Origin of the sequence: Gaetbulibacter sp. S0825, assembly GCF_011777505.1 — a bacterium.
In the GTDB taxonomy this organism is placed as follows: domain Bacteria; phylum Bacteroidota; class Bacteroidia; order Flavobacteriales; family Flavobacteriaceae; genus Pontimicrobium.
The window spans coordinates 1601218-1614947 of the sequence record NZ_JAATJT010000001.1 but is presented as its reverse complement, the minus strand read 5'-3'; the positions used below and the strand labels follow the sequence as shown (position 1 = coordinate 1614947).

The 13730-nt window shown below is 30.7% G+C and carries 15 protein-coding genes and 2 tRNA genes; 10 read left to right on the top strand and 7 right to left on the bottom strand.

Features of this window, described 5'->3' with window-relative positions; all coding sequences use genetic code 11:
* Positions 1 to 26 precede the first annotated feature (26 nt).
* Positions 27 to 1049: an FKBP-type peptidyl-prolyl cis-trans isomerase gene (locus HB672_RS07415; protein WP_167610075.1), complete on the bottom strand. Its 1023-nt coding sequence runs from the start codon at positions 1047 to 1049 to the stop codon at positions 27 to 29.
* 79 nt (positions 1050 to 1128) lie between these two features.
* Here HB672_RS07415 and HB672_RS07410 point away from each other — a divergent pair, with 79 nt between their 5' ends.
* The 3 genes from HB672_RS07410 to HB672_RS07400 are packed head-to-tail and all read left to right on the top strand — an operon-like array spanning position 1129 to position 2589.
* Positions 1129 to 1512 (top strand): RNA-binding S4 domain-containing protein, encoded by a 384-nt coding sequence (locus HB672_RS07410; RefSeq protein ID WP_167610072.1) that lies wholly within the window; start codon positions 1129 to 1131, stop codon positions 1510 to 1512.
* Positions 1496 to 2086 (top strand): methyltransferase domain-containing protein, encoded by a 591-nt coding sequence (locus tag HB672_RS07405; RefSeq protein WP_167610069.1) that lies wholly within the window; start codon positions 1496 to 1498, stop codon positions 2084 to 2086. Before HB672_RS07410 ends, HB672_RS07405 begins: the two co-directional genes overlap by 17 nt.
* A complete protein-coding gene (locus HB672_RS07400) occupies positions 2086 to 2589 on the top strand; it encodes a phosphoribosyltransferase family protein (RefSeq protein ID WP_167610066.1) in 504 nt (167 codons plus the stop codon). The genes HB672_RS07405 and HB672_RS07400 overlap by 1 nt, the downstream gene beginning before the upstream one ends.
* On the opposite strand, the gene HB672_RS07395 is transcribed toward HB672_RS07400, so the two are convergent.
* Positions 2581 to 3102 (bottom strand): shikimate kinase, encoded by a 522-nt coding sequence (locus HB672_RS07395; RefSeq protein ID WP_167610063.1) that lies wholly within the window; start codon positions 3100 to 3102, stop codon positions 2581 to 2583. The two genes, HB672_RS07400 and HB672_RS07395, sit on opposite strands and share 9 nt — an antisense overlap.
* A gap of 130 nt (positions 3103 to 3232) precedes the next feature.
* Between HB672_RS07395 and HB672_RS07390 the strand changes: the two genes are divergently transcribed.
* The 7 genes from HB672_RS07390 (at position 3233) to HB672_RS07360 (ending at position 8506) form a co-directional block, all read left to right on the top strand.
* A tRNA-Lys gene (locus tag HB672_RS07390) sits at positions 3233 to 3305 on the top strand.
* A 60-nt stretch (positions 3306 to 3365) separates the two neighbouring features.
* Positions 3366 to 3449 (top strand) — tRNA-Leu (locus tag HB672_RS07385).
* Between the two features lie 142 nt (positions 3450 to 3591).
* Positions 3592 to 4494, top strand: a complete 903-nt coding sequence (locus HB672_RS07380; RefSeq protein ID WP_167610060.1) for a MerR family transcriptional regulator — start codon at positions 3592 to 3594, stop codon at positions 4492 to 4494.
* Between the two features lie 53 nt (positions 4495 to 4547).
* The gene (crtI, locus tag HB672_RS07375) at positions 4548 to 6038 is read left to right on the top strand and encodes a phytoene desaturase family protein (protein ID WP_167610057.1); all 1491 of its coding nucleotides are present in this window, start codon (positions 4548 to 4550) and stop codon (positions 6036 to 6038) included.
* Positions 6039 to 6044: 6 nt separating this feature from the next.
* Complete coding sequence (locus HB672_RS07370; protein WP_167610054.1) at positions 6045 to 6884, top strand: phytoene/squalene synthase family protein; 840 nt, start codon at positions 6045 to 6047, stop codon at positions 6882 to 6884.
* Positions 6885 to 6892: 8 nt separating this feature from the next.
* Positions 6893 to 7342 (top strand): sterol desaturase family protein, encoded by a 450-nt coding sequence (locus tag HB672_RS07365; protein ID WP_167610051.1) that lies wholly within the window; start codon positions 6893 to 6895, stop codon positions 7340 to 7342.
* Between the two features lie 15 nt (positions 7343 to 7357).
* Positions 7358 to 8506, top strand: a complete 1149-nt coding sequence (locus tag HB672_RS07360; RefSeq protein ID WP_167610048.1) for a lycopene cyclase family protein — start codon at positions 7358 to 7360, stop codon at positions 8504 to 8506.
* Here the strand turns inward: HB672_RS07360 and HB672_RS07355 are convergent.
* From HB672_RS07355 to HB672_RS07335, 5 genes are all read right to left on the bottom strand, one after another.
* Complete coding sequence (locus tag HB672_RS07355) at positions 8493 to 9059, bottom strand: TlpA disulfide reductase family protein (protein WP_167610046.1); 567 nt, start codon at positions 9057 to 9059, stop codon at positions 8493 to 8495. The genes HB672_RS07360 and HB672_RS07355 overlap by 14 nt on opposite strands.
* Positions 9060 to 9170: 111 nt before the next feature.
* The gene (locus HB672_RS07350; protein WP_167610044.1) at positions 9171 to 10448 is read right to left on the bottom strand and encodes an OmpA family protein; all 1278 of its coding nucleotides are present in this window, start codon (positions 10446 to 10448) and stop codon (positions 9171 to 9173) included.
* A 94-nt stretch (positions 10449 to 10542) separates the two neighbouring features.
* Positions 10543 to 11832, bottom strand: a complete 1290-nt coding sequence (locus HB672_RS07345) for an OmpW family outer membrane protein (RefSeq protein WP_167610041.1) — start codon at positions 11830 to 11832, stop codon at positions 10543 to 10545.
* A gap of 181 nt (positions 11833 to 12013) precedes the next feature.
* Positions 12014 to 12886 (bottom strand): anti-sigma factor, encoded by an 873-nt coding sequence (locus HB672_RS07340; RefSeq protein ID WP_167610038.1) that lies wholly within the window; start codon positions 12884 to 12886, stop codon positions 12014 to 12016.
* Between the two features lie 73 nt (positions 12887 to 12959).
* Positions 12960 to 13631, bottom strand: a complete 672-nt coding sequence (locus HB672_RS07335; protein ID WP_167610338.1) for a Crp/Fnr family transcriptional regulator — start codon at positions 13629 to 13631, stop codon at positions 12960 to 12962.
* Between the last annotated feature and the right edge of the window lie 99 nt (positions 13632 to 13730).

Sequence of the window (13730 nt, the reverse complement as noted above, 5' to 3'; positions counted from 1 at the left end):
ATAAAATATTTTGTGAATTTTATAAACTATTCTTCCGAATAGTCAATCTTAATTTCTTTTTGTAAATAATCATCTATACCATCATTATTAGAATCCATTAAAGTCACAGTTTTAATAGTGATAACTCCATTACTTTCAGATCTAAAATATTCAAATTCCTTGCTTCCCAAAATAGGTTCTAGTTCACCATTATTAGTATCTACAGTATATTCATTTTGTTGTAATTCGTTAAAGGTTGCCACTCCATCACCATCGTCATCTGGGTCATTATAATCAGCAACAGTATTAGCATTTGTATCATCATTGGTAACATTTAAATCACCATCAATATCTTCTAGGTAAGAAGGCACTCCATCTCCATCGTGGTCATTCACTCTTGTTTGGTATAATTCGAACTTAAAAACTAAAGGTGAGTATATTGGAATTCCAGGGCTTACGCCAGAAAAATAAGCTAATCCGGAAGGCAAAAACATTGCTCCTATTCCAGGATTGTAATAACTTACAGTACCATCACCATTTTCGACAAACGACTCCGATGTGCTAAATTCTGGAATTGCTAAAGCCCATCCTCTAATTAAACCAGTTAAGTCAAAATCTACAGGATTGATAGAATTATCAAATACACTTTCATCCAATAAGTTACCAGAATAATTTAATCTAACCGTATCTGAAAAATTTGGCGTATCCCCTGGGCCTTGATTCAATTTTAAAACATAATATTCGTAATCAGTTTCAGAAAAAACAGTAGTTCTTCTCATGTGGTCTAAACTATCAATTAAAAGCACATGGTCATCTGGAACAGTCTCACCTTCTTCAAGTTTTGTAATAATCAAGTCATGCATGGAAGCGTTTGGGTTATTCACAAAATAGCCAGAATTAAAATAATGTGTTTGAAAATAACCAATTAAAGAATCGTTATCTATAATTTGTTGTTCACCTCTGTCAACAACATTAGTGGGCTCTGTAGGGTCATCATCTTCAGATTTATTACATGCATTAAACATTAGCGACAAGCTTAAAAGTGCTAATAAATAATATCTAAATTTCATATTGCTAATTTTTTGTGCTGCAAGATACAATTTTATAATATTTTTGTATCATAACATTAACGTAGTTTTTACATTTTTTATGCGAATAGACAAGTACCTTTGGTGTGTTAGATATTATAAAACCCGAAATATAGCAACAACTGCTTGTAAAAAAGGGCATATTAAAGTCAATGGCCAAATAGTAAAGCCCAGTCGAGAAGTATATGCTACTGATGTTATCGAGCTTAGAAAAAATCAAATCAACTATAAACTAACAGTTAATGATATTCCACCTAATAGGGTTGGAGCTAAATTAGTAGATATTTACAGGACAGATACAACCCCTAGAGAAGCTTTTGAAGCCCAAGAATTACTGAAATATTCTAAAGATTATTATAGAAAAAAAGGGACTGGTAGACCAACCAAAAAAGATAGAAGAAATATTGAAGATTATTTAGAAGATACTGATGAAGAAGTTGAATAAAAGCTTTTGGGAACACCGTTATCGTGAAAATAAAACTGGTTGGGATGTTGGTCATGTTTCTCTACCTATAAAAACGTATATAGATCAATTAACTAATAAAGATTTAAAAATACTTATCCCTGGGGCTGGTAATAGTTATGAAGCTGAATATTTATGGAAAAAAGGGTTTAAAAATGTATTTGTATTAGATATAGCTAATCAACCACTAATCAATTTAAAAAAGAGATTGACTGACTTTCCAAATGAACAATTAATAAATAAAGATTTTTTTGAGTTAAAAGATTCTTTTGATTTAATAATAGAACAAACTTTTTTTTGTGCTTTACAACCAAATCTAAGAAAAAACTACTCCAATAAAATGAATGAATTACTTGAGGAGAATGGAAAATTGGTTGGACTACTTTTTAATTTTGAACTAACTAAAGAAGGACCTCCTTTTGGTGGAAGTAAAACTGAATATTTAAATTTATTTTCTTCAGTTTTCAAAATTAATACATTGGAAAAATCATATAACTCAATAAAACCAAGAGAACATAAAGAACAGTTTTTTATCTTTGAAAAAAATAACCACTAATGGCACTGGAACAAAATAATATTCTATCGCATAAAGAAATCAATCATAAAATAAAACGTATTGCATACCAAATCTACGAATGTAATGTCGATGAAAAAGAAGTGATTTTAGCTGGAATAGAAAGCAATGGATATATATTGGCTAAAAAACTAAAGATTACACTTAAAAAAATATCAAATATTGAACCATTATTGTGCAAGGTTACTATAGATAAAAAAAATCCCCTAACTGAAATAAAAACCTCTATTTCGCCTGAAGATTATACAAATAAATCCATAGTGCTAATCGATGATGTTTTAAACTCTGGAACCACATTAATTTATGGCGTAAAACATTTTTTAAATGTGCCTCTAAAACAGTTTAAAACGGCTGTTTTAATAAATAGAAATCACAAAAAATATCCTGTGAAAGCTGATTTTAAAGGCATTTCTCTATCTACCTCTTTGCACGAACATGTAGAAATTAATCTTATAGGAAAAGAGTTTGAAGCTGTTTTAAAATAGCTTTACAATAATATCCTCGATGATATCATCAACAAAATTTTTGTCATTTTTTATTACAAAATTGGCTTGATTGTAAAAATAACTTCGCTCAAAAAGATGTTTACCAATAAACTCTTGTAATTCATCCTTAGACTTAAATCTTGCAACCAAAGGGCGCTTAGACTTTTCATTTTCAAGACGAGAAACAATTGTATCAATAGTTGTATTTAGATAGAAAGAAATTACCTTAGAGTCACTTTTAATTATGCTCAAGTTATTTCCATAACACGGAGTTCCACCTCCAAGAGAAAAAACTATGTTGGTTTTTAAATCCAAAACCTCCCTTAAATACTTAGTTTCAATTTTTCTAAAATGGATTTCTCCAGAAGATTCAAAAATATCATTTATAGTTTTACCTTCTCTTTTTTCAATATAAGTATCAAGATCAATAAAATCAAAGCCTATTTTTTTTGCTAAAACCTTTCCTACAAAAGACTTACCAGAGGCCATATATCCCATTAAAACTATAATCATTTTTTGTATTTATATTGATTATTAAAACCCTAGGTTTGGGTATTACAAAAAAACGAAATTTATATACAAAAAGTATTGTTTTATTAATTAAACATTTTATATTTGCACCCTCATTAGAGAAAAACATTATGACCAGTTAGCTCAGTTGGTAGAGCATCTCCCTTTTAAGGAGAGGGTCCTGGGTTCGAGCCCCAGACTGGTCACAAAAAAAGTTAAGCAATTTGCTTAACTTTTTTTATTTTTGACTACTTCAAAAAAAATTTGCGCACGTGGCGGAATTGGTAGACGCGCTAGCTTGAGGGGCTAGTGACCATTAGGTCGTGGAAGTTCGAGTCTTCTCGTGCGCACAATAAGTCCAAATTCATAACTATCATACTAGATTTCCTAATTCTTGGGATTCGCTTTTGCACAAAATTTTCTTAAATTTTTGTTTTTATTTTATTTACAAAATAATTATATCTATTTTTGTTTAAGATAAAGCAATTTTTAATGAACAATATAAAAAATGATTTCAGTATAAAGGATCTTGAAAACCTTTCTGGAATTAAGGCTCACACCATAAGAATTTGGGAGAAAAGATACAACCTTTTAGAGCCTGAAAGGACAGACACAAATATTAGGCATTATAGTATCGAAAGTTTACAAAAGCTCCTTAATGTAGCTTTTTTAAATAATAATGGTTATAAAATATCAAAAATAGCGAAACTATCAAATGATGAAATTCCTGCTAATGTTAGGGAAATAGCATCAAGAGGAAGTGTAGAAAATCATGCAATCAATGCATTTAAAATGTCTATGCTAAATTTTGATCAAGTACTTTTTTATAATACATACATGAACCTACTGGAAGGCCATACTTTTAGAGATATTTTTTATGATGTTTTTATTCCATTGCTAAATGAAATAGGACTGTTATGGCAAACCAATACCATTTCACCAGCACATGAACATTTTCTCTCAATACACATTAAACAAAAAATACTTTTAAATATTGAAAAACTTCAAAATTTAGAACCAAAACCAAACACAAAAACATTTGTACTTTACTTACCTGAAAATGAAATTCACGACATAGGCCTATTATTTGTCAACTATGAATTAAGAAGCAGAGGTTATCACACTATTTTTCTTGGTGAAAGCGTTCCAATGAATAGTCTAAGTGACCTGTTAGAATTTTTTAATGAAATAACATATATTTCTTATTTTACGGTAAAACCAGAGGAAGAACAAGATGTTATAAAGTATATAGAAGATTTCAAAAAAGAAATAATTAATAAAGAATCTACTAAACTTTGGTTATTAGGTCAAAAGCTTGCATCTGTTGATATTTCAAGCTATTCAGACTCGATAATTGGTTTTAAATCCATTAAAGATTTAGTTAAAGAATTGTAAAAGTTTTATTTTTATCATCATTTGTTTAACTTTTTTATATATTTGTTAAACAAATGAATGCTACAATAAATATTATCGGATCAGGATTTTCATCATTAGCAGCATCTTGCTACTTAGCTAAAGCTGGATATGATGTCACTCTTTTTGAAAAAAACGCCACCATTGGAGGTCGTGCTAGACAATTAAAAAAAGATGGTTTCACCTTTGACATTGGACCAACATGGTATTGGATGCCTGATGTTTTTGAACGTTTCTTTTCAGATTTTGATAAGAAACCTTCAGACTATTACACTTTAGAAAAATTAAACCCAGCTTATAGTGTATATTTTGGTAAAGATGATTTCATTACCATAGAGGATACACTCGAAAAAATTTGCGCCGCCTTTGAAAAAGAAGAAAAAGGAAGTTCTAAAAAGCTCTTAAAATTTATAAAACAAGCCAAAAGCAACTATGATATTGCTATAAAAGACTTGGTTTATAATCCAGGGCTCTCTCCTCTAGAACTTGTATCCTCAAAGACTATTGGAAAAATCAATCAATTTTTTAGTACTATCAAAAAAGATGTGCGTAAAGAATTTAGCAATAACAGGTTAGCACAAATTCTTGAATTCCCAGTGCTTTTTCTTGGTGCCAAACCTAGTGCAACACCTTCTTTTTACAGTTTCATGAATTATGCCGATTTTGGCTTGGGTACATTTCATCCAAAAAAAGGAATGTACCAAGTGATTCATGCTATGGAAGCGCTAGCTAAATCGTTAGGTGTTAAAATAAAAACGAATGCTCCAATAGAAAAAATATTAGTAAATAATGGAGAAACACAAGGGATAAGATCTAATGGAAATGATTATTTATGCGACTATATATTAAGCGGAGCAGATTATCATCATACAGAAACGTTGTTAGATAAAGAGTATAGACAATATTCTGAGTCTTATTGGGAAGCAAAAACTTTTGCACCTTCTTCCCTACTTTTTTATGTTGGCTTTGACAAAAAATTAAAAAATGTAAATCATCATACTCTATTTTTTGATGTAGATTTCGGACTGCATGCACAAGACATTTATGATAATGCTAAATGGCCTGAAGATCCATTATTTTATGCCAGTTTCCCTAGTATTACAGACTCATCTTCTGCGCCAGAAGGAAAAGAAGCAGGCATATTCTTAATTCCCCTAGCTCCAGGACTCGAAGACACTCCTGAATTGAGAGAGACATATTTTAATAAAATAATAACCCGTTTTGAAACATTAACCTCTCAAAATGTAAGTGATAATGTTTTGTTTAAAGAATCATACTGTGTCAACGACTTTATAAAAGATTATAATTCATATAAAGGCAATGCTTATGGAATGGCAAACACCTTATTGCAAACAGCATTTTTAAGACCAAAATTGAAAAGTAAAAAAGTAAAAAAGCTATTTTTTACTGGCCAATTAACAGTTCCGGGGCCAGGAGTTCCTCCTTCGCTAATATCTGGAAAATTAGCTTCTGAACTGATTGTAAAAGATATTTCAATGCATAAAAAACCATTACAAGAACACTAAAACAACATGAAGTATATTTTCGACAACGTATCTAACGATTGTAGCAAAACTGTTACTAAAACATATAGCACATCGTTCTCATTAGCTACAAAAATGCTGTCTGCATCTATTAGACAAGACATTTACAACATTTACGGTTTTGTAAGGTTTGCAGATGAAATTGTTGACTCATTCCATGAGTTTGATAAAAAAGAATTATTCGAAAAATTTGAAGAAGATTTGGAACATGCACTTTCAAACAAAATTAGTTTAAATCCCATTCTAAATGCCTTTCAGCACACATTCCATCGTTATAAAATTGATAAATCATTAGTAGATTCTTTTATGAATTCAATGCGAATGGATTTACACAAATCTAAATACCTAACAGAAGAAGAATATAAAGCCTACATTTATGGTTCTGCTGATGTAGTTGGATTAATGTGCTTAAAAGTGTTTGTTAAAGGTGATAAAGAAAAATATAATGAATTAAAAGATACAGCAATGTCTTTGGGCTCAGCTTTTCAAAAAGTAAATTTTCTTAGAGACTTAAAAGCTGACCATGAGGATTTAAATAGAACCTATTTTCCGAATACAGATTTAACAAAACTAGATGAAGCTTCTAAACAAGATATCATTAACGATATTGAAAATGATTTTACCGAAGGGCTAGAAGGTATTAAAAAACTACCAATGGAAGCTAAATTTGGTGTATTTATGGCTTATAGGTATTATAGACAGCTACTAAAAAAGCTTAAAAAAACTCCAGCTTTAGATATAAAAAACACTAGAGTAAGAGTCCCAAATTATAAAAAATTTGAGCTTTTAACGCGGAGTTATGTGAAATTTCAACTAAATTTATTGTGAACTAAATTATGCAAACAGTCTACTGGATATTAATATTTTTTGGCACTTTTTCCATCATGGAATTTATGGCTTGGTTTACACATAAATATGTCATGCATGGTTTTCTATGGCATTTACATAAAGATCATCATAAAAAGGACCACAACAGCTGGTTTGAACGCAATGATTTTTTCTTTATATTTTATGCTATAGTTAGTATGACCTGCTTCTATCTATGGAGCTATGAAAACGTATGGTATTGCTTACCTTTAGGGCTTGGTATTCTTGCTTATGGTATTGCTTATTTTACAGTCCATGATATCTTTATTCATCAACGCTTTAAATTGTTTAGAAACGCAAATAATTGGTATGCTAGAGGTGTAAGAAGAGCACATAAAATTCATCATAAACATCTAGGAAAAGAAGAGGGTGAATGCTTTGGAATGCTTTTAGTGCCTTTTAAGTATTTCAAAAAATAGTACATTTTTTAGGCTATGAAAGATGACAGTAAGCATTTCGATTATATCATTATTGGAAATGGTTTAGCTGGATTACAGTTGGCTCTAAAACTAGCTTCAGATTCTTTTTTCAATCACAAACAAATTGCTTTAATAGACCAATCAACTAAAAACAAAAATGATAAAACTTGGAGTTTTTGGGAAGTAAATTCTACACAATGGGATAGTATTATCCATAAATTCTGGGGAGAAGCTTCGGTTATTACTTCAAACGAAACAATTGATTTAAAACTTCAACCCTATACCTACAAAACTATTCGTGCTATTAATTTTTATAATGAAGTAAAAACTAAGCTTAAAAACTATCCGAATATTCATTTTATAATAGATAAAGTAAAATCTGTAATAGAAAATGACTTAGTTAAAATAGAAACCACAAAAAAATCTTATTCTGCAACACATGTTTTTGACAGTCGAATTCCTGAAGAATTTTTGTCCTTATCAAAAAAATACATTTCAATCACTCAACATTTTAAAGGTTGGGTTATAAAAACTAAAGACAATGTTTTTGATGAAAACAAAGTAATAATGATGGATTATCGTTTAAAAGATGGAGAGCAAACTACTTTTACCTATGTTTTGCCATTTTCTAAAACTGAGGCCTTGGTAGAATTCACCTATTTTACTGAACATCTTGTTGAAGATGATGTTTATAATTATTTCTTAAAACAATATATAAACGACTATCTAAAAATTGATGATTATACCATTATTGAAACTGAGAAAGGTCAAATACCAATGACCAATTTTCCCTTTGAAAAATTTAACACAAATAGAATAACAAAAATTGGTACAGGTGGTGGTTGGGTGAAAGGTACTACAGGATATTCATTTAAACACACTGAAAAAAAAGTTTCCCAAATTATTACCAATATAAAAGCAAATAAAACACCTTCAAATAGGCTATTTAAAAGAAAATATAAGTTTTATGACAAAGTTTTTTTAAAGGTATTAAAAGATGAGAATGATAAAGGCGAGTGGATTTTTCAGCAATTTTACAGTAAGAATTCTGTACAAACAATGTTTCGTTTTTTAGATGAAGAATCAACCTTACTTGAAGACTTAAAAATTATGTGGTCTCTTTTTTCATGGAGTTTTATAAAAGCCTTTCTCAAGACCTTATAAGCAACTCATCTAACTGCTGCCTAACTGTATCGCTATTCCAATTGGCTGCCCCTTTTTTATCAACAACAATATGTCCTTCCTTATCAATAATATAAGTTCTAGGAATGCTTCTCGGATTGAAATCGTCTGGATAATCAGTTATTGGGTTAACTATTGGAATATTATACCCTTTTTTATCTAGGAATTTTTGAATGGTAACTGGAGATTCGTCAGAAACTAACAGAAACAAAACTTTATCGCCATAATCATCATACAAATCTTGAATGTTTTGAAACTCTGCAATACAAGGCGGACACCAAGTTGCCCATAAATTCATGAATACCACTTTACCTTTAGTATCTTGATAGTTTAACTCATTTCCTTCCAAATCCCTTAATTTCCAAGAGGTATACGATACCTTTTTTTGGTCTTCTTTATCAATAACCGATGGTCCAAATTTTGACAACACAGAATGCAACGCAATTTGGATTGGCTGTCGTGTTTGCGGAATAATTAGCAAAGTGATAATAACTAATAACACAATATCACTTTTTTTGGGTTTTCTTAATTTCATATAAAGTTTAAAAATGCACATTTATAAGTTCGGAAAATTAATTTATCCTTACAAAAAAAAGCGTTATCACTACACATGATAACGCTTTTTAATTTACTTTTTAATAATATCTTATTGAGATATTATTTTTATAGTTAATTCTGCTCTTCTGTTTTTTGCTCTTCCTTCTTCAGTATCATTAGAAGCTATTGGAGTACTTTCTCCTTCACCTTTAGTGGTAATTAAAATTCTAGATAAACCTTTATCTATTAAATAATTTTTTACAGCTTCTGCTCTATCTAATGACAACTTATAATTATATTCTTTTGTTCCTATATGGTCTCCATGACCATCAATAGAAATACTATAATTAGCATCTTTAATAAGATTCACAACTTCTTCTAAAACAGCTTGAGATTCTGCATTAATACTAGAGTTATCAAAAGCAAAATAAATTATTTTTTCACTTATTACTTCTTTCGGTTCTACTTCTTTTACTTCAGGACACCCTTTATTTGTTCCTTTTACATCTGGACAATCATCAATATTATCAGCATATCCATCGCCATCAGAATCTTTACATCCATCAAATTCTTTAAATCCGAAAATTGTTGGGCATACATCATCTTTATCTGCAATACCATCGCCATCGCTATCTGGACATCCTTCTAATGCCTTTAATCCTGGTGTATCTGGACATAAATCGGTTTCATCAGGAACACCATCTCCATCTCTATCCTTTACTTCCTCTACTTTTTTCTTATTCTCTGTTTTAGTAAGATTAATTACTACTCCAAAACTATGTTGCCAATGCTTGGTTAGATATTCTTTAAATGAATGTTTATATGTAGTCTGGAGATTTAACCCTATTCTGTCGCTAATCCAATAGTTGGCACCAAGTGCACCGTTAATGGTTCCAGCTCCCACTAATTCATCTTTATTTATACCATTGGAAAAAGTATTATACTGACCTTGCTCAATCCAAGTATAGCCTCCACCTAACCCAATAAATGGTTTTAGCTTGCTTCTTTTAGACAATCCTGTAAAATAGTAATTAAACATCCCATCAAAACCCAAGTAAGTAAGCTTATCCACATCTACTTTTGGAGAATCGGGGAATTCTCCCCATTTCTTTAGTTTATTAAAAGCTCCTGATAAGTTAACAGACATATTATCTGATAAATATTTAGATATGGTTACTTTTGGAAAACCAATACTCCAGTGGTCTGTTAAATTAAAAAATTCATCAAAGTATTCATCTTGAGGTGTATTTTCACCTACTGGATATACATCAACAGCATTTGCTTCAACATTTAATACCCAAGGCTTACTTTTATCTTGAGAAAATAATGATTGTGTTCCTACAATTAATAAAAGGGTAATTGCAAGAATATTGTATTTCTTTTTCATTGTAATTAGTTTACATGGATAATTAAGCTTTAAAATAGGAATAATATTGCTAGATACATCTGTTTTAAAAACTAAATATCTATTAAAAAATTATCTACTCTTTACCACAAAGCATTTCAACTGCTTGTCTCATAGATACTTGAACACCATTAAAAAACGCAAGAACAAAAGCATCATCAATACCTTGCTCAATGACACTTAAACGAATAGTTTCAGTATCAGCAAGTGTTTTATAATCTCCTAATCTATACTTTGCAAGCTCATTTTCCATAATCACATTAATGCTTCCAACATTTTTAAGGAAGTCAAAGTATGATGCTTTAGGTGCATTTCGATAAGCTCCTATTTGAACTTTAAACTTTAATCCTTCTACTTCAATTTGGCCATCACGCTTTAATGCTGCAAAGTAAGCATTAATATCAGCAACATCTTCATAGCAATATTTAGATTCAATCACTGTTTCCTCTATTTCTGGACAGCCCATACTTGTTCCTTTCACGTCTGGACATTCATCAATATTGTCATGATAACCATCACCATCAGAATCCACACAACCATCAAATTCTTTAAATCCGAAAATTGTTGGGCATACATCATCTTTATCAGCTATTCCGTCACCATCGGCATCTGGACATCCACGTAATGCCTCTAATCCAGGAGTATCAGGACATAAATCAGATTCATCAGGAGTGCCATCACCATCTCTATCCTTATTCTCTTCTTCTACCTTATTCTTACTATCGCCTTTTGTGAGTCTAACAACCACTCCAAAACTATGTTGCCAATGCTTGGTTAAGTACTCTTTAAACGAATGTTTATAAGTGGTTTGAACATTAAGTCCTATTCTATCATCAATCCAATAATTAGCACCAAGAGCTCCATTAACGGTACCAGCACCTACTAACTCATCGTTATTTATGCCACTAGCAAAAGTATTAAAACGCCCTTGTCTAATCCATGTATAACCTGCTCCAGCACCAATGAATGGTTTTAATTTATTTGGCTTAGACAAGCCAGAAAAATAATAATTAAACATACCATCAATACTTACATAAGTAAGATTATTTACTTTAAGTTTTGGTGATCCAGGGAATTCTCCCCATTTTTTTAACTTATTATAAGAACCAGATAAATTTGCTGATAGATTATCAGATAAGTATTTGGTTAAAGTAATTTTAGGAAAACTAATATTCCAATGATCAGATAAATTAAAAAACTCATCAAAGTATTCACCTTGAGGCGCATTTTCTCCAACTGGATACACATCAACAGCATTGATTTCAGCATTTAAGACCCAAGGTTTTTCTTTATTTTGAGAGAGTAATGACTGTGTTCCTACAATTAACAAAAGGGTAATTGCAAGAATATTGTATTTTTTTTTCATTGTAATTAGTTTAGTACTAATGGATTAATAGCTTTAACTTATTGATACCGATTAATTTAAGTATGAGAAAGTTGTTTCTAACACAAAAATAGACTTATCAATCTTAAATATATAAAAAAGCATAGTTTCTATATAGAAACTATGCTTCAAATCTAACAAAATAAAGTATATAACTTCTAAATTATCTTGTTACTGTACCAGTAAGCGAAATAACTGGTCCTGTTCCCATAGCAATTGTTGTATGTGTCATTGCTGCAGCCGGAACCATATGTGCTAATGGTTTTAATGTAAATGGTGCTAAACTATTATCTGGACTAGGCTCGACTGATATTACAATTGTTGCGCCTCTTAAATCTGTTGGGAAAGTTAATCCTGCTGGTGCATTTTGTAAATAGTCTTCACCAGGATAAGCTGGTCCATCTCCAGCGGTTCCTTTAAATGATGAGCTTGTAGCGTTTTCATCAAAATCACTAACATCGGTAAACGTTCCTGTACTTATTGGCATACCATTCATAACTGCCCAACCTTCGTACTTCCATCCTTGTGGTAATATTGGGAGGTTTAAACCATCGACTGCAGAACCACTAGAATTGTCTAAAAACCAAACGCCACTTTCTTCATTTGTATTATCAGCATCTGTTGGTGTTGCTAAAATGTAATTTCCTGTTGAAGCTGAAAAATCTCCAACTATACCATTTGAACTAATACTAGCAGAGTTTCCATTAAAATCTCCTGCTAAAATTTTTGTGGCAGCTGGTGCTGGGTCACTATCAACTGTAGGCTCTATTGATAACACAAAAGTGGTTGCGTTTCTAATATCATCAATGTTTACTGAAAAGGATTGTGGAAAAGTAACACTGGAAAATGTACCTGTTGATACTGGATTACCATTTACGATTAGCCATCCTTCATAAACAAAATCATCTCCTAAGGCTTCTAGCCCATTTAAGTTCAATACTAAATTACTTGTTGACAAAACATTATCATCATCGCTACTACATGAAGTGGCTAACATTCCTAATGCTAAAACCGCTAAAAACATTTTTTTAATCATCGCTTATTTTTTTAAAATTATTATAATTCAAAAGTATAAAGCCGATGACATTTAAAATGTTAGCTATCTAACACTAAGCTATTTTTTTTAGAATTCTTATCTCTTTTCTATTAAAATTAATATAATTTTCTTCTTTAAGTTCATTAAGAAGAATATTAAGAGTCGGTCTAGAAGTACCTATTAATGAAGCAATATCTTTTTGTGTATAAGGATGTTTTATAACATGATCACCTGTTTTTGGGCAGTCGTAACCAAAATCTGCGCAAAGTTCATCCAAAAATTCTACTAATCGTGTTTTGGTGTCTTTAAATAAGAGTAATTGTAATCTACGTTCTAATTTTTTGAACTTAAAACCAATAAATTTGTAAACCTTAAAACTAAAGGTTTGGTTATCTCTCATTAGTTCATGCATAGTTGCTACTCCAATAGGGCAAATTGATGTCGTATTATCTATTGATTGTGCAAACTCATCACGTTTATTATCACCAAGAATAGCTTTTTCTCCAAATAGTTCTCCTCTAGATAAAATAGCTTTTACAATTTCATCACCATTTTCATTATAGTACCCAATCTTTACTTTTCCTTTTTCAATTAGATATACTTTGTTTGCAGAGTCTTCTTCAAAGTATATATAGTCTTTTTTCTTATAAGCATCAAAATCATGATCTTTCTTATAAGCTTTAAACTTATGAGGACATAAAACCTTAAAAAGGTTAACATCATCAAAAAACCACATTGACTGCATACTATTTGGGAGTTTTAAATTATATTCTAACGCAGTCGTTTTAGATTCAAAATCCTTACATATATTCAATAAAAAAGCCTTTGATTTCTCAAAGGCTCA

Coding starts and splice junctions, on each gene's coding strand:
- HB672_RS07415 (WP_167610075.1), bottom strand. CDS start 1,049: ATGAAATTTAGATATTATTTATTAGCACTTTTAAGCTTGTCGCTAATG.
- HB672_RS07410 (WP_167610072.1), top strand. CDS start 1,129: ATGCGAATAGACAAGTACCTTTGGTGTGTTAGATATTATAAAACCCGA.
- HB672_RS07405 (WP_167610069.1), top strand. CDS start 1,496: ATGAAGAAGTTGAATAAAAGCTTTTGGGAACACCGTTATCGTGAAAAT.
- HB672_RS07400 (WP_167610066.1), top strand. CDS start 2,086: ATGGCACTGGAACAAAATAATATTCTATCGCATAAAGAAATCAATCAT.
- HB672_RS07395 (WP_167610063.1), bottom strand. CDS start 3,102: ATGATTATAGTTTTAATGGGATATATGGCCTCTGGTAAGTCTTTTGTA.
- HB672_RS07380 (WP_167610060.1), top strand. CDS start 3,592: ATGAACAATATAAAAAATGATTTCAGTATAAAGGATCTTGAAAACCTT.
- crtI (WP_167610057.1), top strand. CDS start 4,548: ATGAATGCTACAATAAATATTATCGGATCAGGATTTTCATCATTAGCA.
- HB672_RS07370 (WP_167610054.1), top strand. CDS start 6,045: ATGAAGTATATTTTCGACAACGTATCTAACGATTGTAGCAAAACTGTT.
- HB672_RS07365 (WP_167610051.1), top strand. CDS start 6,893: ATGCAAACAGTCTACTGGATATTAATATTTTTTGGCACTTTTTCCATC.
- HB672_RS07360 (WP_167610048.1), top strand. CDS start 7,358: ATGAAAGATGACAGTAAGCATTTCGATTATATCATTATTGGAAATGGT.
- HB672_RS07355 (WP_167610046.1), bottom strand. CDS start 9,059: ATGAAATTAAGAAAACCCAAAAAAAGTGATATTGTGTTATTAGTTATT.
- HB672_RS07350 (WP_167610044.1), bottom strand. CDS start 10,448: ATGAAAAAGAAATACAATATTCTTGCAATTACCCTTTTATTAATTGTA.
- HB672_RS07345 (WP_167610041.1), bottom strand. CDS start 11,832: ATGAAAAAAAAATACAATATTCTTGCAATTACCCTTTTGTTAATTGTA.
- HB672_RS07340 (WP_167610038.1), bottom strand. CDS start 12,886: ATGATTAAAAAAATGTTTTTAGCGGTTTTAGCATTAGGAATGTTAGCC.
- HB672_RS07335 (WP_167610338.1), bottom strand. CDS start 13,631: ATGCAGTCAATGTGGTTTTTTGATGATGTTAACCTTTTTAAGGTTTTA.